The sequence below is a fragment of the Zavarzinella sp. genome, assembly GCA_041399155.1.
Lineage (GTDB): Bacteria > Planctomycetota > Planctomycetia > Gemmatales > Gemmataceae > JAWKTI01.
This window is the reverse complement of sequence record JAWKTI010000008.1, coordinates 59,034-84,065: the sequence shown is the minus strand read 5'-3', so window position 1 is coordinate 84,065 and position 25,032 is coordinate 59,034. Positions and strand designations below refer to the sequence as shown.

Genomic DNA, 25,032 nt, shown 5'->3' with positions numbered 1-25,032 from the left:
GTATTCTAGTGCTCTGTCACGACTTAATTGTCGGGTAAACCGATTTTAATTTCGTTCGTGCTTCGTCGATCTTCATTTGCCAGTCAACGCCACGCTGTGTGGTGTTGACATCGTTCGACCATGCCTCGGTTTCTTCACTCAAAGTGGCAACATCTTCAAAGCGACGGTCCGCGACACATTGGCGGGTTAACGAACTCAGTTCATTCTCTGCGATGTTCAGCCAACTTCCATGCTTGGGTGTGTAGCAGAATTCGATCCGTCGAACCAAGGTCCGCGCACGCGCGGGTTCAAACGCTTCATAGAACGCGCCCTTGGTGTGGGTGTTGAGGTTGTCACACACCACGATCACTTTGGCACATGACGCATAGCGACCCTCCAACAACCGAGCCATTTCGATGGCCCAGTCAATCTTCGTCCTCCGTTCGCGAACGGAGACTTCACGCCAACCGACCAGCGGTTCGGTAAACATGAAGATAGCCGCCGTGCCCGCTCGTTCGTATTCGTAGTCAACCCGCTTGGCATGTTGGGCCGTGGCGGGAATAGGAACGCGTGTTTCTTTCAACAACTGCACCGGTTGTTCGTCCATGCACAGGACCGGCACGTTCGGATCGTACGGTTTTTCGTAGGTTTCCAGCACATCTTCCATATGGGCGACAAACTCGGCGTCCGCCTCCGGAGGAATCACCCAATATTCAATCTTCCGATTCGTCATGCCATTTTTTTTAGCGTGCGTCGGACCGTTTCGTAGCTCACCGACTCCACGATTTCCAACTCCACGACCTTGCGTGCCAGCAACCGAAGCGTCCAGTTGTTGTAGCCTTTCGGAGGCGGCCCAAGCCGAGTCGCGATGATGCGGGCCTCTTGGTCGCCCGTCAATAGCTTATCCACGGGTGGTTGCTGACGTTTAGCTCGGTTGAGCGTTTCTTCAAATCCTTGCTCGACGAACCGCTGGCGAAGCCGTTCCACGGTTCTAGTCCGACACGAAAACGCCTCGGCAATACGCTCATCAGTCCAATTCGGACCATCGGCATCTGCCTTCAGCAGAATCTGAGCACGTCGAACTTTCTGCCCGGTTCCCTTCAACTTCTTGACGACACTCTGAAGCTCGACTCGTTCTTGCTTTGTCAGTCGAATGATATACAACTTCCGCATGGCAAACTCCTTGTACCATGCAGTATCGCAGATTTGACTGGAATTGCCAATCCGACTTTTTAGATGTGACAAAGCACTAGCTTATTCGACATTGTTTCAAGGCAAGAACGACTCGAAGTTTGTTGAATGTGCCTGCAAAAAAATCCCGCTGTCACCATTCCGTCTTTACGCTTGATGGATAGTTATTATTTGGACGGGAGCACCGGCCACTGGTCTTCCAGCATAAACCCTGCGATCTCGCTCGCGGACTGCCACGCCTCTCCTAGCGACCGCAAATACTCTAAACGGGTCTCGGCCACAGCCCGTTGTGATTGCAACACCCGCAAGTACTCGAACTCGCCACCTTTTTGCCCTTTCAAGGCCAAATGGTAGCTTTGCTCAGCCTTCGGGATGATGGCGATCCTATACCTCTCGACTCGCTCTTTTGCGGCGATGAAAGTCGTATACGCAGTGGCGAGCCGCCCGACTAGGTCGTTCTGCACGCGACCCACTTCGTTTAGCGCTTCCTCAACCTGGGCCTTCGCTGCAAAAATATTCCCCTCATTCTTATTCCACAGCGGTACAGGGATGCTGGCATTGATCACCCAATCGTTCGACTTGTTCTGGTTCTGGCGGACGTATCCAGTGCCGAGGGTAACATTTGGGATTGACTCAACGGTCACCCGCTGCACCACTAATTTCGCCCGCTCGACCCCGATCTGGGCCGACCTCAGGGCCGGGTGGATGCCCAAGATGTAAGTGCGGATCCGCTCCAACTCGTACTCGGGTAGGGGCGTTTCGAGGCCGCCGCCGACCTTCCCATAGGGCAAGTCATCCATGCCTACGCTTGCGGCCAGCCGCCGAAACGTTGCGGGTAAAGCCTTGTTGGTGGCTTCTAGGTCCGCCTTATACCGTTCAAGATCAACTTCAAGTTGGACTACGTCAAGTTCGCTTCCCTCCTTCGCTTTTAACAATTTATTGGCGTTCTCGACCGACTTTTCCGCCAGCTCGACCAACTTTTCGAGGATTTCCACCCGTTCTTGTAGGGTGACCAACTCGAAATAAGTTTTTCTAACGTTGGTGAACAGTCGGTAACGTTCACACACGACTGCCAAGGCAGCCTGATCAACCTCCTTGAGGGCAGCGGCTTGGCTCAGTCCGAGCTTGTTCGCCGTCACGATCTCCTGCTGGAAGTACGGAGCCGTCCAGATTCCGCCAGGACCCGTGCGGTCACCGAGTTCGTCCCCGGTGATGCTGATCGTCGGATTCGGGTACATCTTGGCTTGGATTGCACGACCCCTTGCTGTCTCAACGGCCCACCCCACTTGCGCGAGGCGAGGGTTTCTTTCGACAGTCAACTTGATGAGATCGGTAAGCGATAGTTCGGTTGGCACTCTAGGCGAAAGCCGTTTCCCGTCGCCATTATTGAACTTCTGATCTTTCTTTTGGGTAGGCGAATCCCCGGACGAATAGGTGACTTGGATCAAGTCCGGAGCTGGATTGGTTACGACAGGGTAGGGATCATCTTTTACAAGGACCGACGAGGATATGACGACGGGTTGAGTGGCATACCTTTCGGGTAAGCCGGTCGCGCAGCCAGCCATCCCGATCAGCGTGAGCCACGCTACACCAGGCAGAGTTTTATTTACCATGTACATCATCTATCATCTCCTAAATAAATTACGGAATGCGTAATCGACCCCTCAACTGATGACAACCACGAGATTGTTAGACTGCTTCTGGCGATTTTGCTCGCCAGTTACGGGCGAGTAAAAATGCCTACTAAATCAAAAGAGCGCAGACGCGGAGATAAACTGGATAATTGCCATTGGACATTGCTGTGTGACCAACGGCGAGATGAAGTAGCTGGGTGAGTTGTAGTTCCAGCGATGAAGGTTAAACGCCCACACCAGTTTAGGAGCAGGACAGTTGCTAACATCAACACTTTCGTAAACACTCACTCGACAGCCAAATGTGGGGCTAAAGTCCAAATACAAAATACTATTGTAGGAATTTGGAAACCGTGCTTGGTCCGTCGCAGCAGTTGGAGGCGAGATGACTTGATCATGTGCATGCAGGCTCGCGGCGGTAATGCTCAATTGAACTGATCTATGGCAGCCACATTTTTTGACTTCTGGCGTCTCGGGTAGTACTGCTTGTAGATGCACGTGCGACCTAATGTCCTCACCTACTGATAAGCACCAGCCAAAACAACGAATGCCGTTTACCCATTGAAAGAGTAGCACACCAAACAGGAGTAGGAGGGTTAAAACACGACACATAGTGTTCTGTATATCGGCTTCAATCACTCGCAGGTTTAAGCAAATTGCTGAAGTCGGTTCGCAAAATCTAGGAGTTGTAAATCGAATTTAGGTACGGAGGTGGGAAACCAAGAAGATGGATTTGGTTCTCCGCAAGATCTTCACCAAAACAAAAATCCCGGTTTGCCGAAATGCTTGGGTAAAGGTCAGTAATTTCTAGCTAGTACTTTGTTACATCTTGATTTTAGGATAGAGTAAATTTAGCTTGTGCCTTGCGTCGTCAGTTTTCATTTGCCAATCAATCTCGCGCTCGGTGTTGTTAACATCTTCATGCCAGGCTGTGGTGTCGGAAGCGAGCTCTTCGATGCTGCCGATGCGCCGACCTGCTACTAGGCATTGCTGCATCATACTACTCTGCTCGTTTTCCGCCATATTGAGCCAACTTCCATGCTTGGGGGTGTAGTGTAATTCCAGGCGACTAACTAACGAGCTGGCTCAAAGACTTCGTAAAACGCTCCTTTTCGTATGCGTATTGAGATTGTCACACACCAGAATGACTTACTTGCATTGGGCCATAACCACCTTCGAGAAGGTTGGCGATTTCAATCTTCCAATCGTGTTTCGTTTTTTCTCTCGTACAGATATCCTCCAAGATCACAAATTTTTACCCTTTTTGTAGTATCCAAAAACCCTTGCACATCGAACATGGGGGCTTTCGGCACAGAATTTGGTACAGAAAAAGCACTAATTGGTGGAAAATCTGATAAAATCTGGAATAGCCAAGGTATGGTGTACCGCTGCGAAATGGCTGTAAAACACGATAAAAATCGTTTATTTTGGTGTTTTCCTGGAAATTACTCGATTGGACTGGCTGCTAAAATTACCAGATGAACTTGAAGAAGATTTTAACAAAGTCCGATTTGAATTATTGACGGAGAACCAAATGCCATACGTTACATCTTTTGAAAGACTTGCGAAACAAGAAGGCGTGAAAGAAGGGATCAGTATCGGCACAGATCGAGGTCGAAAAATCGGCCAGATTCATGCATTTGAGGAGATTCTCGGCTTGTCAATTACCCCTGTGGACGAGTTGCAGCAGAAATCACTTGATGAACTTGATCTGATGATCAGCCAACTCAAAGCAAAATTGGTCCGCTGAGCAAGACTATCCAGACGGAACAACAAACCGAATTTCATGTTGAATTATGATCAATATATTATGTATTTAATTGATTATATAACAAGCTTCAGACAAACTTTCGGACAATCATTTAGTTGTGCAAATGTCCATCTGATTCCCACAATTGCGTGCGGTGGGAAATGAAAAATGCGAAAGTAAGAAACGAATCGATGGTGTGCGGCACACAAACAGGATTGATTTCCTGAAAATTTCAAAAAGTCACCTGACTTAAATTATTTCAAAACAAGCACTTACGGTTAATCTTCGTGGCATTCTGGTGGTTCGCGGCAATCGTTTTCGTTGCCCACTGTCCGTGTGGCCCATGATTTGCATATAACTTTGTTTGCCGAGTCTGTGGAGAAGTTCCCGATGGTTGGTCCTGAATCTGCTTGCATAGAAACGAGTGCGGAACATGGTGGCCTGCGTCACCAGGTTCGTGGTTTTGCTGTCGGTTCGTTCAGCATGGCCGTCTTTTCGATGTTTACCTGGTGGATTTACCCCATGGGCATGCTTCTGGCAGTGGCAGCGTGCGGTCTGGCCACCCTCAGCATCATTCTGGGGAACCGCACCCCGGCTAAGGGATTGTATTACGCACTGGGTGCGATCTTTCTTGCACAGTTTTCCATCGGCCATGCACTGTTAACTGCACGGTTTGTGAATATGTTGTTTCTAGAGTATGGTGTCAGTCTTTAATCCGGGTGAATCTCGGCTTCGATAACAGGAATAATCAATGCCACAAATCTTTCCACGAGGAATGAACACCATCGTACGAATGCTGGTGTTTGGTCTCCCTCTTATGGGCATGGGTTCTGGAGCAACGGGGGCCATTTTGTACCGTTCCGGCTACATCACGGGCAAAGGCGAAGTGGTGGATCAACCGGTGCCATTCAGCCACAAGCACCACGTCAGTGAGTTGGGGATCGATTGTCGCTTTTGTCACACTGCGGCCGAAACTTCCCCCTACGCTGGCATCCCGCCCACGGAAACGTGCATGAAATGCCACCAGCAGATGTGGAATGGCTCCCAAATGCTGAACCCGGTGCGGGCCAGCTTTGAAAATAATCAGTCGATTCCATGGGAAAAAATTCATAATTTGCCGGATTATGCGTATTTCAACCACTCGATTCACTTGGGCAAAGGGGTGGGGTGCTATTCCTGCCACGGCGAAGTGGATGAAATGCCGTTGATGTCCCAAAAACACACGCTCTTGATGGAGTGGTGCCTGAAATGTCACCGTAACCCGGAAGAGCATCTGCGACCGCTGACCGAAATCACCAACATGAAGTGGAAAGCGGAAGATTATATTGACCCAACTACAGGTAAGAAGGAAAACCCCGCCACAGGGAAGCCTTATACCCAACTGGAGTTGGGCAAACAACTGAAGGAACTGCACCGTGTCCGCGATGCAATGGTTATTACGAACTGTTCAATCTGTCACCGTTAATTTCGAGGGGTAATCATGGGTGAAACAACGAATTTGTTGAATACGCCAGCCTCTGGGAAAGAGCAGTGGCTTGGTTTGGAAGAATTGGCAAATACTCCTGCATTTCAGGAGATGCTGGAGCGGGAATTTCCGGATGATGCGGAATCTTGGACGGATCCTCTGAGTCGTCGGACATTTCTGACACTTTCGGCGGCATCCTTGGCATTGGCTGGCATTGGCTGTTCGCCTCGTCCGGCATCGCCGAAAAAGATCTTCCCATATGTTCGTCAGCCCGAAGGAATGACGCTGGGGCTGCCCCTGTTTTATGCAACCACCTTTTCGCAAGGTGGCGTGGCAACAGGTGTGTTGGTGAAAAGCCGTGAAGGCCGACCTATCAAAATCGAAGGCAATCCCACCCACCCGGGCAGCGTCGGGGCTTCCAGTGCCCACATTCAGGCATCGCTGCTGGATCTGTACGATCCAGATCGATCCCGAAACATTCAGTTTCAGGGATTGGCAAAATCGTGGGATGAAGCCACTTCCGAATTGCGGACGAAGTTTGAAGGGCTGCAAACCAAAAACATTCGTATTCTTTCGCTGGCTTCATCATCACCCACCTTGCGATCGGTAATCGCTGATTTCAAAGTACAGTTTAAGAATACCGAATGGTACGAATACGAAACCAGCAACCGAGATTTCGTATCCCAGGGTAGTCAGCTGGCATTTGGCGAAGAACTGCTACCTGTGTACGATTTCACTCAGGCCACCCGCGTTCTGGCAGTGGATGCAGACTTCCTTTGTCATGGGGAAGCCGCCGTTCGATACTCACGTGAATTTAATGTGAATCGACGGGTTACCAGCAAAGAAGGTGCTACCGAGGAGAAGCTAACTCGCCTGTATGCGGTTGAATCGAACCTCACTGGTACGGGTTCGGTTGCAGATCACCGGCTGGCACTGAAAAGCACGCAGATTGATTCGTTTATTCGAGCATTGGCTAATAAGTTTGGTTTGAAAGTCGCTTCTGGCGAAAAACTGCCTGAATTGGCTGAACGCTGGCTCGATCCGCTTTTCAATGATTTAAAGGCCCATGAAGGGAAAGGCCTGGTAGTGGTAGGCGATCATCAGCCTGCCGCAGTTCATGCGATTGCCCACGCAATCAATCAGGAATTAAAGGCATTTGGCAAATCGGTCACGTTGAAGAAGGCTGACAAAACATTCGGCAGTCAGACTGCAAATCTCACCAAACTGGTTGATGAGATGAAGTCTGGCAAAGTCGATGCACTGCTGATTCTGGGAAGTAATCCTGTTTACGATGCTCCTGTGGATCTGGGCTTTGCCGATGCACTGGCGAAAGTGGGCCTGAAGATTCATATGGGTACCCACCTGGATGAGACCGCCATCAAGTGCGACTGGCACTTCCCGCTGGCACATTATCTGGAAACATGGGGTGATGGGCGTGGCTACGATGGTATTGTTTCTTTGCAACAACCGTTGATTGCCCCACTGCATGGCGCACGCACTCCACTGGAGTTGTTCGTGCGGCTGTTTGACTACAAGGTTCAGGTGCCCGGTCCACTGGGTGCCGTGGAAACCATGACGCCTTCCAGTTCTATGGAAGTGGTCAAAGCTTACTGGCACAAACAGTGGAAGCCATCTGAAAAGCACAAAGAGTTTCAGCATGCGTGGGAACATTGGCTGCAGGATGGGGTAATTCCAGATTCGGCCTGGCCCACTGTTGAAAAAGCTCCGGATATTACGAATCTCAAAGAAAGTGTTACGAAAGTGGCTGCTTTTGAGGTCAACTTCCGTGTGGACCCGAATATCCACGATGGTCGTTACGCCAACAATGGCTGGCTGCAGGAATTGCCAAAGCCAATTACCAAGCTGACGTGGGACAACGCAGCAATTATCAGCCCGAAAACAGCTAAAGACCTAGGCGTTACTGTTTACAGCGAACGCTGGGGGGGCGGCGAGCACGGTCAGGTAAGTGCCAATTTCATCGATATCTCCTTAGCTGGTAAGACCTTAAGTATTCCAGTCTGGATTCAGCCGGGCCATGCAGACGATTCGATTACTCTGCACCTGGGTTTTGGCCGCACCCATGCTGGTCAGGTAGGAAATGAGAAAGGTTTTAATACTTTCACGATCCGCACCACGAGCAGTTTGTGGATGGATAACTGCGAGAAGCCTGTAGCCAGCACGAACCGCTACACACTGGCTTGTACGCAGGCCCACCATGCGATGAAAGACGATTCGGGTTGGGATCGTCGGCCCGCACGGATGGGTTATCTGCCAGAGTTTCAGAAAAATCCTACGTTTGCATCAATTCCCAATGCCGCCAAACCGGAAAAGGACATGATTATTGTCCCGCAGCCGGCACCCTCGAAAAAAGGGCATGACCATGGGAATGATGGCCACAAGCACGATGAACATGGTCATGAACACCATGTTCATGATAAACGTTTAATCCCACTGACACTGCATCCGGACAGCCGCAATCTGCCTGATGACATTCTGGGATTGCATTCCGATGACCCGCACATCAATACTACCAGCGACTACGCGAAAGCACGTCGGTGGGGGATGGCAATCGATCTCAATACGTGCCACGGGTGCGGTGTATGCATGATTGCCTGTCAGGCCGAAAACAACATCCCCGTAGTGGGCAAAGATCAGGTCACTCGCGGTCGGGAAATGCACTGGATTCGCGTCGATCGCTACTACTCTGGCAACGATCCGGATGATGCAGGCAATATTCAGGTGCACTTCCAGCCTGTTCCGTGCCAGCAGTGCGAAAAAGCCCCCTGCGAAGTGGTGTGCCCGGTGGCAGCCACCGCACACTCAGCCGATGGTCTGAATGACATGGTGTACAATCGGTGCGTCGGGACCCGCTATTGCTCAAACAACTGTCCATATAAGGTTCGTCGATTTAACTTTTTGACGTACGCAGACTGGCGAACTGATACCTACAAACTGATGCGGAATCCCGAAGTCAGTGTTCGCGAGCGTGGGGTCATGGAAAAGTGCACCTACTGCGTCCAGCGGATTCGCTCGGCAGAAATTGAAGCCGAACGTCAAAGACGGGAGATTCTGGATGGCGAAATTCTGACTGCCTGCCAGGCAGCCTGCCCATCCGGTGCGATCGCATTTGGTAACCTTGATGATGGTGATTCGGTCGTTTCAGAATGGAAACGTCGACCCACGAATTACGGTTTGCTGGCAGAATTAAATACGCAGCCACGGACGACGTATCTGGCTGCGGTTCGTAACCCTAACCCAGAAATGCCGAGGGCGTAATTAATTATGGCGACAGGCGTTCTCGAACCACACCCACCCCACGTGGAAGAACTCCCACCAGCGATTGGTGGGACTCACAACCTTGGCACCGTAGCGGATAGCATTGGAAACATTGCTATTGGTGTCAAAGGGCATCCGAAAGTCTGGTGGCTGGCGTTCGGCTTTGGTGTAGTCTTTTCCCTCGTTTTCGTTGGTACAGTAGTCCACCTGCTGACTTACGGTACCGGGGTATGGGGCTTGAATATTGCCTCGGCTTGGGGCTTCGCAATTATCAACTTCGTCTGGTGGATCGGTATCGGCCACGCGGGAACGTTGATTTCGGCAATTCTGCTACTGTTGCACCAGCGTTGGCGTACCAGTATCAACCGATTTGCTGAGGCGATGACGATTTTCGCCGTGATGTGTGCCGGGGTGTTTCCCTTGCTTCACACGGGTCGGCCCTGGCTGGCGTACTGGCTGTTCCCGGCACCCTACAACTTTGGGATGTGGCCTCAGTTCCGCAGTCCGCTGGAATGGGACGTATTTGCGGTCAGTACCTACTTCACCGTATCTCTGATTTTCTGGTACGTGGGTTTGATTCCGGACTTTGCAACGTTGCGAGATGCCGCACCCACCCGGATTCAGAAGCTGATTTACGGCTTACTGGCACTCGGCTGGCGTGGTTCGGCGTATCATTGGCGTCGATATGAAAAGGTCTACCTGATCCTGGCAGGGATTTCAACCCCACTGGTATTTTCGGTGCACTCGATTGTGTCGTTTGACTTTGCAGTCTCGATTGTCCCGCTTTGGCACGCGACGATTTTCCCACCGTTCTTCGTGATTGGTGCGATTTTCTCTGGTTTCGCCATGGTTCTGGTGCTGGCGATCCCACTGCGATCGCTCTATGGCCTGAAAGACTTTATTACCGACTGGCACATCGATAATTGTGCCAAGGTGATGCTGGCGACCGGCTTGATGGTCTCTTATGGCTATTTCAGCGAAGTCTGGTTTGGCTGGTACAGTCATAGCATTTACGAACAGAGCACCACGTGGCAGCGACTGTTTGGTCCGTACGGCTGGTCGTACTGGGTGCTGATTTTCTGTAACTTTGTGGCACCCCAGGTATTGTGGGTGAAGAAGTGGCGGATGAATGCCTGGATATTGTTTGCCGTTTCCATCATTGCATTGATCGGGATGTGGTTTGAACGATATGTGATTGTGATCACGCTTACCCGCGAGTATCTCCCATCGATGTGGGGCCATTATGCTCCGACCATGTGGGACTGGTTGCTCTATCTGGGAACATTCGGGATCTTCTTTTTCTTCTTCATGCTGTTTGTTCGCTACGTGCCAATGATCAGCATCACCGAAATGCGTGAATTGCTGCCGAAGAAAGGTGGTGGTCAAGATGGACATTCAATCGCGGAGGGCCCTCCATGAGCGACGTGCATGACGAACAAGGCCCAGCGATCTATGGGTTGCTGGCAGAATACAACACGGCTGATGATCTGATTGCTGGTATCACGAAAGTGAAGGAAGCAGGCTACACCAAACTGGATGGCTATTCGCCATACCCGGTAGCAGGTGTAGCAGATGCCCTGGGTTTCAAGTATTCCGAAATGGCCACCATCATGTTGTGTGGCGGCGTGATCGGTGCGGTAATTGGTTTTGTAATGCAGTCGTACCTGTCTGCATTTGAATATCCACTGAATATTGGCGGAAAACCGCTGATCAGTTGGCCCAGTTTCATTCCGATTACCTTTGAAACTGGGATTTTGACTTGTGCTTTAACCGGAGTATTTGGTTTGTTTGCGATTTGTGGCCTGCCCCGACTGCATCACCCGCTGTTTAACGTGCCACAGTTCGCTGCTGCCAGCAGAGATAAGTTTTTTATGGCGGTGGAAGCAACTGATCCGAAGTTCAATCTTGCAGCCACCCGTACGTTGATGGAATCAACAACGCCTGTATCCCTGGCGGAGGTGCCTCATGAGTAATCACGCATCAAAAGCCCGATATGTGCGAAGCGGCATATTGGTCGTGTTGATTCTGACCTTTACCGCGTGTCAGCAACGGATGGCCCACCAGCCAGCAAACAGAACATTGTCCGAAAGTGATTTCTTCAGCGATCAACGTTCCGCACGTCCGCTGGAAGATGGCACTATTCATCGAAGTCAGTACTTGAGTGACGATCCGATGGCAACCGGGTTGAGTGTTGAAGGCCAAAAAGCACAGCGCGTTGCAATCGGACCGAACCCGCAGGACAATATTGTTACCGGGCCTGGCATTGCCAATAATGTGGATAACTTTGTCAGCAAAACCCCCTTTAAGATGACCTTAAAGGATTTGCAGCGTGGCCAGCAACGCTACCAGATTCACTGTTCACCATGCCATGGCACCGTCGGTGATGGCATGGGCAAAATTGTGGAGCGAGGTTATCTGGCACCACCAAATTATCACAAGGATAATTCGCGTGCCTTTCAGTTATACAAAGTGCCAGTTTCCCTGCGGGAGATTCCGATTGGATATTTCTACCATGTGATCACCAAAGGTTATGGCGGCATGCCAAACTTTGCATCAGATATTGCGGTCACCGATCGCTGGCGCATTGCTGCCTATGTTCGAGCATTACAGTACAGTCAGAACTTTGACAGTGCCACCGTTGACCCAGAGGTCTGGAAGAAAATGCAGGAGTCGTTGGGGGGTAACAAATGAGTGAAGCACAACATCCATCCCCGGCTTCAGAAACACCTGAAAATGGTAGCTCTGCGTTGGAAACTCTGATGGCGGGGCCACGAAAACTGGCCTTACTCATCGGTTTCGGTGGCTTGATTGCATTTGCAATCCTGACAGGGATACTTGCTTCCGCAAAGGGGATTACTTTCCCGAAACAGGCATTCATGTCTTATCAGTCGGGCATCCTTTATTGGTTGTTTCTGGCTGTCGGAAGTATGTTCCTGATTCTGATTCAATACCTCACCGGTGGCCGTTGGGGTATCCTGATGCGACGGATATTCGAAGCGAATGTACGTACGATGTTGCTGGGCTTTGTGTTGTTTATTCCAGTAATTGTCAGCATGTTCATGGGTGAAAAGTCCAGCTTCTGGTGGGCAGGCCATCATCATGGCGAAACCCACGACAAAGCATTGATGGAAGAACAGAAAGCCAGCAAAGCCACCACATGGAAAGAGGCGATGAATCGCGAAGAAGTCGCGAATCCGAACCTGGAAGCGGATGTGGAAGCCAAGGTGGAAGAATATCTGAACCCCAAGTTTACTGCAGCACGGGCTCTCGTGTTCTGGGGATTGTGGGGCATGATTGCGTTTTTCCTGCACAAATATGGTTTGAAAGCCGAACGCGATGGTGATGCCAGTGCTCGGGCGAAGCAGAAGTATGTTGCCTCGATTGGTTTGTTTGTCTTTTCAATTACCGTGACCATGGCAGTCACCGACTGGGTAATGTCGCTGGAAGAAACATTCGCTTCGTCGATGTTCCCGGTGATTTATTTTGGCAACAGCATGATCTGCAGCTTTGGCTTTGCAATCATTGTGCTGATCTGGCTCAATCGCAATGGTCAGATGCCATATTACAAGACCAGTGAACAGATTCACCTGGGTAGCTTGTTCCTGGCATTTGCATTGTTCTGGGCATATACGAACTTTGCTCAGTACATGCTGACCTGGGTTGCAAACCTGGCAGAAGAAATCCCCTATTATCTGAAACGTACTCGGGGTGGCTGGCAATATCTGGCGTTTGCGCTGGTGGTATTCCACTTCTTCCTGCCATTTGGTTTGTTGTTATTCCGCCATGTGAAATCGAGTCAGAAAGCGATGACTCGCATTGCAGTGATGCTGATGGCAGTCTGCTTCCTCGATGTACTTTGGTGGGTAGAGCCGGCACCTCTGTCGATGCACACGGATCAGAAATTGTACCTGCTTCTCGATGTATGTGCATGGGTAGGGATCGGTGGCCTGTGGGTCTGGTATTTCCTTGGTCAGTTGAAAAAGTATCCGTTAGTGCCGACGCACGAAACCTATATTCTGGAGGCTCATCATGACCACTAATCATGGCGAAGAGTTCGCTCTAACGGGGCCTGCCCACAAAATGCCTTACGAACCAGATAAGTTTGATTCCAAACCGATTCTGGCTGTGCCAATTGTGGTGATCATTACTGGAATTATTGGCTTTGCGATTACATCGATACTGTTTGCCAATGTGTTTGGGCCTGATCCATTAGAACCAGCACAGAATCAGATGGCGGCGGAACGCAACAGCGCACCGTTGAATGACCGGATGGAACGGATTTCTTCCACTGATCCGAATGCAACGGTGAAGCAGCCACGCCTGGAAGGTTTTCGGCTCAGCACCGAAAACGCAACAGTTACCAGTGGTACAGAGATCAAGCCATCCAAGAACTCACGCTACGTGACACCTTGGGAATTATTGCCTCAGAATTATAAGTCCGATCGGAGTGCGACGCAGCCAGATCTGATGACTTTCCAACCGCTGGAAGGTGGCAAATATAAGTTGCCGATTGACAAAGTGCTGGAATTGCTGGCAAACACCAACAAGATAGAAGCAGCAGCTGGTGCGGCAACGATTGATGTTCATGCGCCTGTTGACCGAGCGAAAGAATCGAATGCTGGCCATCGGATTACTGAAGTGTTGAAAGCTGCTGATCTGAGCAAGCCTGCACCAGTTCCTCCGGCACCAAAGAAACAGCCAGTGCCCGAGCCCAACAACAAGGGTAATGAACCCAAGAAGGAAGGGTAATGGCGATGCGTTTGCTGGTTGGGGTAATAGGAAGTCTTCTGTTGTGCAGCCCTTTGGTTGCCCAGAATCGTCCAATGCCTAAAAGCGATGACGACCCGAACTTTGATCCTAGTGTCAAAGTGGAGCAGAAAATCGGTGATGCAATGCCGATTGATGTCCCACTGGTTGATGAGAATGGTCAGGCGATTACGTTAAAGCAGGCAATGAACGGCAAGCCCACTGTCTTTATTCTTGCCTATTATCGCTGCCCACAATTATGTGGTCTGGTTTTTGATGGAACTCTGGCGATGGTGCGGGATCAAGAGATGAAATCTTACACCGTCGGGAAAGATTTTAACATTGTGGTGGTTTCATTTGATCCGAAAGAGAACTGGGAACTGGCTGGGGCGAAAAAGCGAGTTTACGTTACTCAGTATGGTCGTGGTGAAGTTGCTGATCAGGGCTGGCGATTTTTAACCGGAAAGGAGCCCCACCTCACTCAATTGTGTGAGGCTGCTGGTTTCAGCTACCGCTATGACAAAATGTTGAAAGAATACAATCACCGCAGTGGGTTGATTATTCTGACTCCGGAAGGAAAGATTTCGCAATATTTTGCTGGGCATCAATTTAACCCGCGCGACGTGAAGTTTGCCCTGATGGAAGCCTCCGAAGGCAAAATGGGGACGTTCATCGATCAGGTTTTCCTGAGTTGTTATCGATATGATTCGACTCGAGGGAAATACTACGCAGATGTAATGTTTGTGACCCGGATTGGTGGTGTTTTAACTCTAGTGACCATTGCAGGTGCGTTTTTGATTGCCTATTTACGTTCACGCTCCAGAAAAATACAGGCTGCCATTGCAGCAGGGAGTACGAATCAATGATTCTTGATCCATCTGTACCATCGATTTTGCCCGCGCATGCCTCCGATATGGCCTGGAATGTGGACTACCTGTTCTGGTTCATTTGCGGCACGACAGGTATCACCGGTCTGGGTGTGTTCATTGCAGTAATTTATTTCTGCTTTGCCTACCGTCAGACGACCCCGGAACCAGGTGCAACACCCCGGATTCTCGGTTCGCACAAACTGGAACTGTTATGGAGCGTATTGCCCATGTTCCTGTTCCTGGTGTTTTTCGGTTGGGGAGCCTGGGTATACGTTCAAGCATTACGCGTCCCTGCGGATGCGCCTGAGATTTTTGTCACTGGCAAACGCTGGATGTGGAAGGTACAGTACCCCACTGGTCAGCGGGTGATTATCGGTCAGAGTTCTTTCGATTATTCAGCAGCCGTCGGTGGTCAGGGCCGTTTCGACGGTGTGATGGTCCTTCCTGTAAACCAGCCGGTGAAAATCACGCTGATTTCCGAAGACGTGATTCATGACTTTGCGGTACCTGCATTCCGGCAGAAGATTGATGTGCTGCCTGGGCGTTATACCCACACCTGGTACAAACCCACCAAGACGGGACTATTTGATATCTTCTGCGATCAGTATTGCGGTACTAACCACTCCTTGATGGTGGGTAAAGTGCTTGTCGTCGAAGAATCGGAATACAAGGAATGGCTGAACGGCACCTGGAACCGGCCCGGAGATAATCCGGTTGACGGCAGTCTGGCACACCAGGGTTGGATTCTGTTCCACAAGCTGCAGTGCTCCACTTGCCACAATCTCGAAAATCCCAAGGCTCCAAACCTGGAAGGGATTCACGGAAGCAAGCGTTCATTTGCCGGGGGGTACACCCACACGGTGGATGATAACTACATTCGTGAATCAATTCGCAATCCCAAGAAGAAAGTTCGGGAAGGGTGGCAGGCAGTTATGCCGGCCTATAGCCCCACCGATGTGACCGAAGAAGAATTAATTCAAGTGATCCAGTACATCAAGTCACTGCGACCCGGTGACATGCGTTACAACACGCATAATCAGGCGGCTCCAGTCGGTGCGCCCAACGATCCGCCATCGACCACGGGAGGTTCCAAGTAATGAGTGCAACACTCGAAACCAGCACCGGGCATGAGGTTCCTGACGAACAACCCAAGTCCGGTAAAAACTATCTCAATAACGGTATCAGTTTCTGGTCGTGGTTGTTTACGGTCGACCATAAGCGGATTGGCTTGTTATATTTAATCGGCATCAGCGTCTTTTTTGTCGCTGGTGGTGCTGCCGCTGGTCTGGTGCGTTTAAATCTGCTGTCACCGTCCGGCGCGATTCTATCCAATGAAGATTACAACAAAGCATTCACCGCTCATGGTGTGATCATGTTGTTTTTCTTCCTGATTCCTGCAGTGCCCGGGGTGATGGGCAACTTTTTCGTACCCATTATGGTGGGTGCGAAGGATATGGCATTCCCCAAGCTGAACCTGGCATCCTTCTACATCTGGGTGATTGGTGCTGTGTTTGCAGTCTACGCACTGCTGACAGGTGGGATTGATACCGGCTGGACGCTTTACCCGCCATATTCCAGTCGATTTTCCCAACCAGGGATGTTACCTGGGGTATTCGGTGTATTTATTACAGGATTCTCATCAATCCTGACCGGGTTGAATATCATTGTCACGGTACACCGCATGCGCTGTCCAGGGATGTCGTGGGGGCGATTGCCTCTGTTCATCTGGGCAATGTATGCAACCAGTTTGATTCAGCTACTGGGTACACCCGTTCTGGCCATTGTGCTGGTGCTGCTGATGCTGGAAGCTGGCCTGGGTGTGGGGATCTTTACCCCGGCTCTGGGAGGTGATCCGCTCTTGTTCCAGCACTTGTTCTGGTTCTATTCCCACCCAGCCGTATACATTATGATTCTACCTGGGATGGGTGTGGTCAGCGAAATTCTGACATGCTTCTCCCGCAAGAACATCTTTGGCTACACTGCAGTTGCCTGGTCCAGCGTGGGGATCGCAGTCGTCGGTTTTATTGTCTGGGCTCACCACATGTTTGTGGCAGGGATCAGCCTTTATGCCGCACTGCTGTTCAGCTTGCTTAGCATGTTGGTGGCAGTCCCTTCAGCGATCAAAGTATTTAACTGGGTGGCCACCCTTTACCGTGGGCAACTGACTTTTCCAGCACCGATGATCTTCGCATTGGGCTTTATCTTCCTGTTCACCATTGGTGGTCTGACTGGTCTGCCGCTCGCCACATTGGGAACTGATATCCACCTGCACGACACCTACTTTGTGGTTGCTCACTTCCACTTCGTGATGGTGGGCGGGATGGTGCTGGCTTATCTGGCAGCACTGCACTTCTGGTGGCCGAAGATGTTTGGTGTGATGTACAATGATTTCTTCAGCCGAATGGCCGCATTCGTCATCTGCACTGGCTACATCGTTACCTTTATTCCCCAGTTCTATCTGGGCTATCATGGGATGCCACGCCGCTATCCCAATTACAATCCGGAGTTCCAGATCTTTAACATCATCTCCACTGTGGGATACGGAATTCAGGGGATTGGCTTCCTGATGCCAGCGATCTACCTGCCGCTGTCGTTGTTCTTTGGTAAAAAGGCTGGCCCCAATCCGTGGGGTGCCACCGGGTTGGAATGGAGCATTCCTTCACCACCTGTTACCTATAACTTTGACAAAACGCCGAAGGTGGTTTGTGCACCATACGAGTACTCATTGAACTTCACCCAAACCGGAGATAAGGCTGATGTCCGCTAGTCATGGTGCATTGAAACACCACTTTGAGGATATCGAACAGCAACGAGGCGTCGAACGCCTTGGTATGTGGATGTTCCTTACCACAGAAATTCTGTTCTTCGGTGGGGCGTTTCTTGCATATACCGTTTATCGGTTGCAATACTCTGCCGATTTTGCCCACGCCAGTAGCCTGCTGAACGTGCTGATTGCCGGCATCAACACCGTTCTGCTGATTACCAGCAGTCTGACAATGACACTGGCAATTCGCAATGCTCAACTTGGTGAACGTAGTAAGCTGATCCGCAATCTGCTGATTACGGCAATCCTGGGTACAGCGTTCATGTGCTTCAAGGCTTACGAATACTACATCGACTGGGAAGAACATCTGATCCCCTGGTCCGATAAGTTTTCGCAGGCCCACCTGCCAGAAGGTGCGAATCCAGAAAAAATCAAACTGTTTTTCTGTTTCTATTATGGTCTCACCGCCATTCACGGGATTCACTTAATCATTGGCATTGGGTGTGTTCTGTATCTGGTGGGGCGGGTCTACAATGGCACCATGACACCTTCCTACTATGCTCACGTGGAAGTGGTCAGCCTTTACTGGCACTTGGTGGATGCGATCTGGCTGTTCCTGATGCCGTTGTTGTATCTCGCTGGTCCGCATAGTCTCAAAGGCTTGCATTTTTAACTTTTGCTTAGGAAATGGATCTCATGGCTGATCATCATTCTGATCATCATGCGGAAGATAATCCCGCAGCACATGTGGACAATGTGCCGAACTTACTTGTGATTTACGTCTGCCTGATTGCTGGCTGCATTGCCACAATTGGCGTATCAATGGCCGGACTGGGCGATCAATCGATCTACATCCATATGGCTATTTCCACCGTTCAGGCAGTGCTGGTGCTGTACTACTTCATGCACTTGAAGCGGTCCGATTCGCTGACCTGGCTGACCATTGGTTCGGCGTTTTTCTTCATGCTGATTCTGTTTGCACTCCCACTTTCAGACTTCCTTACCCGAAAATGGGGTGCTCTGTAATGCCTTGGGGCAGCAGGTTTATTTGCCAAGGACCAGCCCCGCTGGTCCTTTTTTTTTCGCTATGCCTGACTGGCTGCAACGGCTGCATTCGTGGGCCAAAAGTGGAATCCTACCCCAGCCACATGCGGTACGACCAGCGAAAAGACCTTCTGGTGATTCGCGTGCCGGAAAAGGCACCCACCGAATTGCCACCTTCCGGGAAACTGGAAGAAGGAATCGCTAACGTGGTGCAATTTGGTGGAGTGGTGCTCGATCCGAAGCAAGTTCCCGCACCTGATCAGGAATTATTGACCGATTTTCTGGAAAAAACCTTTGGCATACCGGCCGCACCAGCGATTGTGGGCGATGCTCAGGCGGAACAGGCAGCTACGAAGCTCCAACTGAGCCCACAGGAATTGCTACTTGGTGCCAGCCTTTACCGACGGCGGTGCCAGGATTGCCATGGGATGAACGGAGATGGACGTGGGCCAACAGGTCCTTGGATTCACCCGCACCCCAGAGATTATCGTCAGGGTGTGTTCAAATTTGTCACCACGCCCGGTGTCAGTGCCCGCAAGGCCCGCCACGCTGATCTGGTGCGTACGCTTACCTACGGCCTGCCAGGCACTTCCATGCCCAGCTTCGGATTGCTTCCGGAAGCGGAATTGTCGCAAATTGCCCACTATGTGGTCTATCTCAGCATTCGTGGGCGGGTAGAGTTCCAAATTATCCGTGAAATATTAGAAAATCCTCACGAATTCGATTGGGAAAGTCGTCCGAAAGAGATTCTCAACCGTCAACTGTCGGAATGGGTGGGGGCGGAAGAATCGGTTCCCGTGCAAATCACCGCTTACGAAGTCAGCACCCCGCAGCACCAGGAAAGTGTCCGACGTGGCTATGAATTGTTCACCAAACCAAACGGTGCGGGTTGTATTTCATGTCATGCACAGTTTGGGCAGGATGGGAAATGGCAATTTGATGTCTGGGGCACGTTGGTGCGTCCCGGTAACCTGATTGAAGCCCGCCGGAAAGGTGGCAAATCGGTACAGGATCATTACCATCGTGTTACCGGTGGTATCGGGCCATCCAACATGCCGGCACTGGTGGGGAAATCAGACCAGATGGCAATTGATCTGGCCCATTTTACCGCATCGCTGCCCTATCCCGATCAGCTTCCGCCTGATATCCGGGCGATTGTTTACCCGGACGGTAAGTAATTGCTATTTGCTGCTGAAAAATGTCCTCAGCGTCGTAACTACATAATCCAACTGGGTTTGCGTCAATTCGGGATAAATTGGCAGTGCCAGCGACGTTGTTGCTGCCTGTTCGCTTGCGGGAAAATCGCCCACATGGTGGCCAACATAGGCAAAACATTCCTGCAGGTGCAGTGGGACGGGGTAGTAGATTTCCGTGCCAATCTTTGCCTCCTGCAAAAATGCCCTTAGATCGTCTCGCAGGTCGGTGCGAATCACGTACTGATTAAAGATATGACGGTAGTTTTCTTGTGCCGTTGGTGGTGTTACCCAGCGTGATAACACTGGGTCATTTTTGATCGCTTCTGTATAGAAATGGGCATTTTTCTGACGCCCAACTGTCCAATCGTCTAAATATTTCAACTTCACCTGCAGCACCGCAGCCTGCAAGGTATCAATGCGGAAATTGCCACCGACGATTTTGTGGTAATACTTCGGGTGGGAACCGTGCATCCGCAACAGACGCAATTTATCCGCCACTGTAGCTTCGTTTGTGGTGACGGCTCCGGCATCGCCGAACGCCCCCAGGTTCTTGGACGGGAAAAATGAGAAACAACTCATTAAGCCAAAGTTGCCAGCACGTGTGCCACCAATATCGGAGCCAATTGCCTGGGCAGCATCTTCAATCACTGGAATCTGGTGCCTATTTGCAATTTCCATGATGGCGGGCATGTCCGCACACTGGCCAAACAGGTGCACCGGAATAATCGCCTTGGTATTTTTCGTAATACTTGCTTCGATCAACTCTGGTGCAATGTTGTAGGTATCCAGATGGATATCCACAAACACTGGCGTTGCCCCCAGGCGGGCGATGGAGCCAGCAGTGGCAAAAAAGGAATAAGGCGTGGTGATTACCTCATCACCTGGGCCGATATTCAATGCCATCAGTGCCATCAACAGTGCATCAGAACCGGAAGTGACGCCGATTGAGTAACTGCATTGGCAGTAGGCACTTAAGTCTGATTCAAATGCCCCCACGGCGGGACCGTTGATAAAATACTGCGATTCAATAATCGGCATCATTGCCGCCAGCACTTCATCGCGGATTTTCTGGTATTGTGCGGTTAAATCCAACAGTGGAACAGAGGTATTCATCCAGGTGGTATCCGAACTATTGACGGGTGGGGAATTATTCTAATCAATGTATCATGGTATAATTGTCTGATGGTAAAATTATCATTCACCACCACTGTTGATGTGTTATCGACAATTTCGCAGCAAAGAAAGTAGTTTCAAACCAAAAAAAGCGAAAGCTGCTGAGATTAATGGCAGAAAATAGCCAAATGCATATATAGCACACCTTGCATATAAATAGCGAGTAATCAATATGAATATCTGATGATTGGCAAGTTTTTCAAATTTTCAGGGAACTAATCCGAGAGTCCCACGTCTAAAAGCCAGTATGATGAAGGTATCGGCGAAAATTCGGGAAAATGAAGGCGTTTTTCCTAGAATTTCCAAAGAACTGCATCGCCATTCTTGATTGTTTCAATTCCGGAGAATCACCATGCGTCGCTGGTTCGGATTATTATCGCTTAGCACCTTGATTCTGCTGGTGGGAATCAGTTTGGGCCAAAATCCCAAGGTGAATCCAAACCAGAAAGTGGATCCCAAGGACCCAAAGGCGAAGGTGGACCCGAAAGCCAAGGTTGATCCAAAAGTCGATCCCAAGGCCAAGCAACCACAGCCAAAGCCGAAAACTCAACCGAAACAACCACCCAAAGTGACACCGAAGGTGCCACCAAAGCCTAAAGTTCCGGATGAGCCAGAAGTGGAAGTGGTGGGTGCTCCCACAGAATTCGACCTGGTGAAAGGGTTGCGGGATGCTGGCCTGGGCGATCTGGCGATGGCCCGCCTGGAAGAACTGAAGAAGATGCCCCAGTTTACCACCCCGGCTGGTGCCCGCCTGTTGGCGTACGAAACCGCACAAACGATGATTGTGTTGGCGAACCAGGAAGCGGAAGAAGATGTTCGGAACGATCTGCTGCAGCGTGCATCGGACAGTTTTGATGCATTGTTGAAAGCAAACAGTCAGGATGTTCTTGCAGGTAAAATCCAGGTTCACCTGGCAGATTTGAAGTATGTAGAAGCCCGCTTTGCCGCTGGCACCGCACGCAAGATTCAGGATGATGAAGCGAAGTATAAAGAACTCGCCAAAGTGCGACAATTGTATACACGGGTGGTGGCTCGCTTTGATGATGCGATCAAAGCACTCACCGCACTGCAGAATCGCCCAAACTTGCCTTCCGAAGACAAAATCAGTTTGAATGAACTGCGAAAAGAAGCACAACTGAATCGTGCCACCACGCAGTACGATATTCACTCCACCTACAGCGATGAAGCACTCAAACTGAAAAATGACTCACTTACCGCAGCTCAGAAATCGTTTGATGCGATCATCGCTGCCAACGAAACAGATAAATATGGCCTTCTGGCTTACGTATGGCGGCAACAATGCACCTACAAGCTGGGTGTGGGTACGAACGAAGCAGTTACCGATATGCGGAAGTTTGTGGTGGAACATGCCCGCAATCCCCGCGCATCGGACGCCATTCGGATTGCTCGCTATTTCAACATCGAGCATACCAATAACGAACCACGCTGGAATCCCAATTTCCGCGAACTTCGTGCAGATCAGGTGCCCGCCAATGTCGAAGTGGCGTGTGTCAACTGGCTCAAAGATTACAGCAATTACCGCAACACCCTGGAAGGGCTCAGCACCATGTACATACTTGGTCAGGTGCGCGAAAATCGTGGTAAGATGCTGGTGAAGTATGATGAGAAAGCCAAAAAGTTCACCTCGTTTCCTGCAGAAGCCAAACGCCGTTTACAACTGGCGAACCAGGTTTACAAGCTGATTGCAGAAACCGAAAACGAATATACCGAGCGTGCCAATCAGAAGCGGCAGCAGAACTTGCTGTTGATTTTTGAAGCTGAAGGGAAAGGAAAAGATCCCGCCGTTGCCAGCATCAATTCGCTTGATGCGGGACTGACAGCGGCACTATTGCAGCTTGGAAAATTCAACCGTTTCAAGACGGAAAACAAAGATGCCACAGCAGAAGATATTGAAAAGGAACTCAATGAACGATCGGCCAAATCGGTTGCTTATCTGCAACGCGGGCTGAAGTTTGTTTCACCGAAAGACCCACCCAATGAAGTGTTCAATGCCCAGTTGCAGTTGGCCTTCAACCTGTATCGACTGGACCGAACCCTGGAAGCAGCGGTGATGGCGGAAGCGATTGCCCGCAATCATAGCGGTTCCAGCAAGGGTGCGAAAGCGGCACAATTGGCAATCTTCTGTTATCAGGCCGCACTCGTGAAGTTCAGCACTTCAACAGGTGGGCTGGATACCGTGGGAGAAAATGCCGACGTCAGTCGGATTTTTACGCTGGCTAACTTTGCCGAAACCACCTGGAAGAACGTTCCTTCGATTAATTCGGTCCGCCACTTGCATGCGTTTCATTTACGGCGGATGAAACAGTATTTGAAGGCCTGGCAGGTGCTCAGCGAGATTACCTCCAGCTACGAAGAGATTTACAAAGTTCGTCGGGAAATGGCCGAGATGATGTATCTGGTGCTGCGTCCCACCACGACGGACTCGGAGACGTTTACTGCGGAAGTGCAGAAAAATATCACCAACTATAGTGCTCAGTGGCAACAAACACGGGCATTGCTGGAAAATCTCGCTCCTCTGAAAGAAACGCCCACTCTGTTGGAGATTGATACTTACGCCAACACCAAACTCTTGCTGGCACAGATTTACATTCTTGCAAAAGATTATAACAATGCCGACCTGACGATCGGAAATCTGTTGAAAGTGTTGGAGCCACTTCCCGTGGCACAGTTGCCCATCCAGAAGAAAGTCGATCTGGTTTGCTCCGCACGCAGCATTCGTTATGGGGTGCAGCAAAGCCGGATCTACGAAATGGCGAAAACGAAAGATTTTGCCAAATTGACCCCACTGCTGGATGCGGAATTGAAAGACATTGCCGCCAACACAGAGCCGCCCAAAGAGTTGGGTACTGCCACAGCACCTCCCGGGTTTGACCGGATGCGCCTGGCACAAAAGAACCTGATCACCACGGGGATGTTTGCTGCGGTGCAGGCACGCCAGATTGATAAAGCAGGCGAACTGCTTGATCTGTTGCAGGCATTGGGGGGCGACCTCGATTCCAACATTCGCGTGCTGCGTCAATTAGGAAATAACGTCGCACTGCAGATCAAGGAATCAAAAGAACAGGGTAAGACGGATGAAGCCACAGAACTGTCGAATAGTTTCGCTGAGTTTGTGGATAAAATTACTGCCGACCCCCTCAAGCTGTCCAATACCCTGATTCTCTCCGCAGGTCAGTGGTATGCTGCCGTAGATCGTCACGACAAAACCATTGCTCTGTATGAATCGCTGGTTGCACGCCCGTTTGTAGCACCGGAAAAGGCTGATCCGGAAGAATTGCCGAAGTTACAGGCTGCCCACAATCAGTTCATTCAGCAAACGAAGTACCTGCTGGCACGGGCTTATCGCCAGGCGAAAGGTACGGAAAACTTTGCGAAAGCGAAAGCAATCTTTATGGAAATCATGGGCGATCCCATGGCAAAAGCTACTCCCGGCGCCAAGCGTCCCTGGGGCTTTTCTTCCATCGAAATCCGCAAAGAATATAACATGCTGCAGGAAGACATGGGTCAGTTCGGTGTGGCAATCAAGAACTGGCAACTGTTAACCAGGCAGTTTGTCCCACAACTTCCCCCATTGCCACCTGCTGAAGCGGCTGATGCCAATGATCCGGCAAAAATTGCTGAGCGAAACAAAGTTTCCCGCCAGCGCCAGCTTTACTTCGATCTGTTCTTTGAAACGTATCGGGCCAGCGTGCGTGCTTATACAGAATTGAATTTAATGCAGCTCAAAATGACTGCCGAGCAACGGGATGCCAAACTGGCAGATATTACCAATAAGCTACATGAAGCGGTCACGGCCAATCCGGATATTGGCGATGACATCAAAGCAAGGGTAATAGACCTGGTCAACAAGAATGAACCAATGAAAAAACGTTACGAAGAATTATTGAAAGCAGCAGAAACGAAAGCAAACGAATAAGGAGCGACAAC

21 protein-coding genes are annotated in these 25,032 nt (G+C 50.4%); 16 read left to right on the top strand and 5 right to left on the bottom strand.

Going from position 1 to position 25,032, the window contains the following annotated elements:
• Window positions 1-16: 16 nt before the first annotated feature.
• The 4 genes from R3B84_24800 to R3B84_24785 form a co-directional block, all read right to left on the bottom strand.
• Window positions 17-712: an IS630 family transposase gene (locus tag R3B84_24800; protein ID MEZ6143798.1), complete on the bottom strand. Its 696-nt coding sequence runs from the start codon at window positions 710-712 to the stop codon at window positions 17-19.
• A complete protein-coding gene (locus R3B84_24795; GenBank protein ID MEZ6143797.1) occupies window positions 709-1,152 on the bottom strand; it encodes a helix-turn-helix domain-containing protein in 444 nt (147 codons plus the stop codon). The genes R3B84_24800 and R3B84_24795 overlap by 4 nt, the downstream gene beginning before the upstream one ends.
• A 185-nt stretch (window positions 1,153-1,337) precedes the next feature.
• The gene (locus tag R3B84_24790) at window positions 1,338-2,792 is read right to left on the bottom strand and encodes a TolC family protein (GenBank protein ID MEZ6143796.1); all 1,455 of its coding nucleotides are present in this window, start codon (window positions 2,790-2,792) and stop codon (window positions 1,338-1,340) included.
• An 831-nt stretch (window positions 2,793-3,623) separates the two neighbouring features.
• Window positions 3,624-3,866: a hypothetical protein gene (locus R3B84_24785; protein MEZ6143795.1), complete on the bottom strand. Its 243-nt coding sequence runs from the start codon at window positions 3,864-3,866 to the stop codon at window positions 3,624-3,626.
• A gap of 469 nt (window positions 3,867-4,335) precedes the next feature.
• On the opposite strand from R3B84_24785, the gene R3B84_24780 reads away from it, so the two are divergent.
• The 15 genes from R3B84_24780 to R3B84_24710 all read left to right on the top strand — a co-directional run bounded on the left by R3B84_24780 (window position 4,336) and on the right by R3B84_24710 (window position 19,893).
• Window positions 4,336-4,551, top strand: coding sequence for a hypothetical protein (locus R3B84_24780; GenBank protein ID MEZ6143794.1), 216 nt, complete (start codon window positions 4,336-4,338; stop codon window positions 4,549-4,551).
• A gap of 390 nt (window positions 4,552-4,941) precedes the next feature.
• Window positions 4,942-5,265, top strand: coding sequence for a hypothetical protein (locus tag R3B84_24775; GenBank protein MEZ6143793.1), 324 nt, complete (start codon window positions 4,942-4,944; stop codon window positions 5,263-5,265).
• Window positions 5,266-5,302: 37 nt separating this feature from the next.
• Window positions 5,303-6,016 (top strand): cytochrome c3 family protein, encoded by a 714-nt coding sequence (locus tag R3B84_24770; GenBank protein MEZ6143792.1) that lies wholly within the window; start codon window positions 5,303-5,305, stop codon window positions 6,014-6,016.
• 15 nt (window positions 6,017-6,031) lie between these two features.
• Complete coding sequence (locus R3B84_24765; GenBank protein MEZ6143791.1) at window positions 6,032-9,292, top strand: TAT-variant-translocated molybdopterin oxidoreductase; 3,261 nt, start codon at window positions 6,032-6,034, stop codon at window positions 9,290-9,292.
• A gap of 6 nt (window positions 9,293-9,298) precedes the next feature.
• Window positions 9,299-10,711 (top strand): NrfD/PsrC family molybdoenzyme membrane anchor subunit, encoded by a 1,413-nt coding sequence (nrfD, locus tag R3B84_24760; protein ID MEZ6143790.1) that lies wholly within the window; start codon window positions 9,299-9,301, stop codon window positions 10,709-10,711.
• Window positions 10,708-11,265 carry a DUF3341 domain-containing protein gene (locus tag R3B84_24755; protein ID MEZ6143789.1) on the top strand — a complete coding sequence of 186 codons (558 nt, stop codon included), beginning with the start codon at window positions 10,708-10,710 and terminating at the stop codon, window positions 11,263-11,265. The genes nrfD and R3B84_24755 overlap by 4 nt, the downstream gene beginning before the upstream one ends.
• Complete coding sequence (locus R3B84_24750) at window positions 11,258-11,983, top strand: cytochrome c (GenBank protein ID MEZ6143788.1); 726 nt, start codon at window positions 11,258-11,260, stop codon at window positions 11,981-11,983. Before R3B84_24755 ends, R3B84_24750 begins: the two co-directional genes overlap by 8 nt.
• Window positions 11,980-13,332 (top strand): hypothetical protein, encoded by a 1,353-nt coding sequence (locus R3B84_24745; GenBank protein MEZ6143787.1) that lies wholly within the window; start codon window positions 11,980-11,982, stop codon window positions 13,330-13,332. Before R3B84_24750 ends, R3B84_24745 begins: the two co-directional genes overlap by 4 nt.
• Window positions 13,322-14,041 carry a hypothetical protein gene (locus tag R3B84_24740; GenBank protein MEZ6143786.1) on the top strand — a complete coding sequence of 240 codons (720 nt, stop codon included), beginning with the start codon at window positions 13,322-13,324 and terminating at the stop codon, window positions 14,039-14,041. Before R3B84_24745 ends, R3B84_24740 begins: the two co-directional genes overlap by 11 nt.
• Window positions 14,042-14,046: 5 nt before the next feature.
• A complete protein-coding gene (locus tag R3B84_24735; GenBank protein MEZ6143785.1) occupies window positions 14,047-14,904 on the top strand; it encodes an SCO family protein in 858 nt (285 codons plus the stop codon).
• The gene (gene coxB, locus R3B84_24730; protein MEZ6143784.1) at window positions 14,901-16,004 is read left to right on the top strand and encodes a cytochrome c oxidase subunit II; all 1,104 of its coding nucleotides are present in this window, start codon (window positions 14,901-14,903) and stop codon (window positions 16,002-16,004) included. The genes R3B84_24735 and coxB overlap by 4 nt, the downstream gene beginning before the upstream one ends.
• On the top strand, window positions 16,004-17,674 hold the full coding sequence (locus tag R3B84_24725) for a cbb3-type cytochrome c oxidase subunit I (protein ID MEZ6143783.1): 1,671 nt from the start codon (window positions 16,004-16,006) through the stop codon (window positions 17,672-17,674). Before coxB ends, R3B84_24725 begins: the two co-directional genes overlap by 1 nt.
• Window positions 17,664-18,344 (top strand): cytochrome c oxidase subunit 3, encoded by a 681-nt coding sequence (locus R3B84_24720; protein MEZ6143782.1) that lies wholly within the window; start codon window positions 17,664-17,666, stop codon window positions 18,342-18,344. The genes R3B84_24725 and R3B84_24720 overlap by 11 nt, the downstream gene beginning before the upstream one ends.
• Before the next feature lie 23 nt (window positions 18,345-18,367).
• A complete protein-coding gene (locus R3B84_24715; protein ID MEZ6143781.1) occupies window positions 18,368-18,697 on the top strand; it encodes a cytochrome C oxidase subunit IV family protein in 330 nt (109 codons plus the stop codon).
• A 101-nt stretch (window positions 18,698-18,798) separates the two neighbouring features.
• Window positions 18,799-19,893: a c-type cytochrome gene (locus R3B84_24710; protein MEZ6143780.1), complete on the top strand. Its 1,095-nt coding sequence runs from the start codon at window positions 18,799-18,801 to the stop codon at window positions 19,891-19,893.
• A 3-nt stretch (window positions 19,894-19,896) separates the two neighbouring features.
• On the opposite strand, the gene R3B84_24705 is transcribed toward R3B84_24710, so the two are convergent.
• Window positions 19,897-21,024: a DegT/DnrJ/EryC1/StrS family aminotransferase gene (locus R3B84_24705; GenBank protein ID MEZ6143779.1), complete on the bottom strand. Its 1,128-nt coding sequence runs from the start codon at window positions 21,022-21,024 to the stop codon at window positions 19,897-19,899.
• A 412-nt stretch (window positions 21,025-21,436) separates the two neighbouring features.
• Here R3B84_24705 and R3B84_24700 point away from each other — a divergent pair, with 412 nt between their 5' ends.
• On the top strand, window positions 21,437-25,021 hold the full coding sequence (locus tag R3B84_24700; GenBank protein ID MEZ6143778.1) for a hypothetical protein: 3,585 nt from the start codon (window positions 21,437-21,439) through the stop codon (window positions 25,019-25,021).
• The last annotated feature ends 11 nt before the right edge of the window (window positions 25,022-25,032 follow it).

Coding starts and splice junctions, on each gene's coding strand:
- R3B84_24800 (MEZ6143798.1), bottom strand. CDS start 712: ATGACGAATCGGAAGATTGAATATTGGGTGATTCCTCCGGAGGCGGAC.
- R3B84_24720 (MEZ6143782.1), top strand. CDS start 17,664: ATGTCCGCTAGTCATGGTGCATTGAAACACCACTTTGAGGATATCGAA.
- R3B84_24715 (MEZ6143781.1), top strand. CDS start 18,368: ATGGCTGATCATCATTCTGATCATCATGCGGAAGATAATCCCGCAGCA.
- R3B84_24705 (MEZ6143779.1), bottom strand. CDS start 21,024: ATGAATACCTCTGTTCCACTGTTGGATTTAACCGCACAATACCAGAAA.
- coxB (MEZ6143784.1), top strand. CDS start 14,901: ATGATTCTTGATCCATCTGTACCATCGATTTTGCCCGCGCATGCCTCC.
- R3B84_24780 (MEZ6143794.1), top strand. CDS start 4,336: ATGCCATACGTTACATCTTTTGAAAGACTTGCGAAACAAGAAGGCGTG.
- R3B84_24775 (MEZ6143793.1), top strand. CDS start 4,942: ATGGTTGGTCCTGAATCTGCTTGCATAGAAACGAGTGCGGAACATGGT.
- R3B84_24725 (MEZ6143783.1), top strand. CDS start 16,004: ATGAGTGCAACACTCGAAACCAGCACCGGGCATGAGGTTCCTGACGAA.
- nrfD (MEZ6143790.1), top strand. CDS start 9,299: ATGGCGACAGGCGTTCTCGAACCACACCCACCCCACGTGGAAGAACTC.
- R3B84_24750 (MEZ6143788.1), top strand. CDS start 11,258: ATGAGTAATCACGCATCAAAAGCCCGATATGTGCGAAGCGGCATATTG.
- R3B84_24700 (MEZ6143778.1), top strand. CDS start 21,437: ATGCGTCGCTGGTTCGGATTATTATCGCTTAGCACCTTGATTCTGCTG.
- R3B84_24795 (MEZ6143797.1), bottom strand. CDS start 1,152: ATGCGGAAGTTGTATATCATTCGACTGACAAAGCAAGAACGAGTCGAG.
- R3B84_24735 (MEZ6143785.1), top strand. CDS start 14,047: ATGCGTTTGCTGGTTGGGGTAATAGGAAGTCTTCTGTTGTGCAGCCCT.
- R3B84_24755 (MEZ6143789.1), top strand. CDS start 10,708: ATGAGCGACGTGCATGACGAACAAGGCCCAGCGATCTATGGGTTGCTG.
- R3B84_24770 (MEZ6143792.1), top strand. CDS start 5,303: ATGCCACAAATCTTTCCACGAGGAATGAACACCATCGTACGAATGCTG.
- R3B84_24765 (MEZ6143791.1), top strand. CDS start 6,032: ATGGGTGAAACAACGAATTTGTTGAATACGCCAGCCTCTGGGAAAGAG.
- R3B84_24745 (MEZ6143787.1), top strand. CDS start 11,980: ATGAGTGAAGCACAACATCCATCCCCGGCTTCAGAAACACCTGAAAAT.
- R3B84_24790 (MEZ6143796.1), bottom strand. CDS start 2,792: ATGATGTACATGGTAAATAAAACTCTGCCTGGTGTAGCGTGGCTCACG.
- R3B84_24740 (MEZ6143786.1), top strand. CDS start 13,322: ATGACCACTAATCATGGCGAAGAGTTCGCTCTAACGGGGCCTGCCCAC.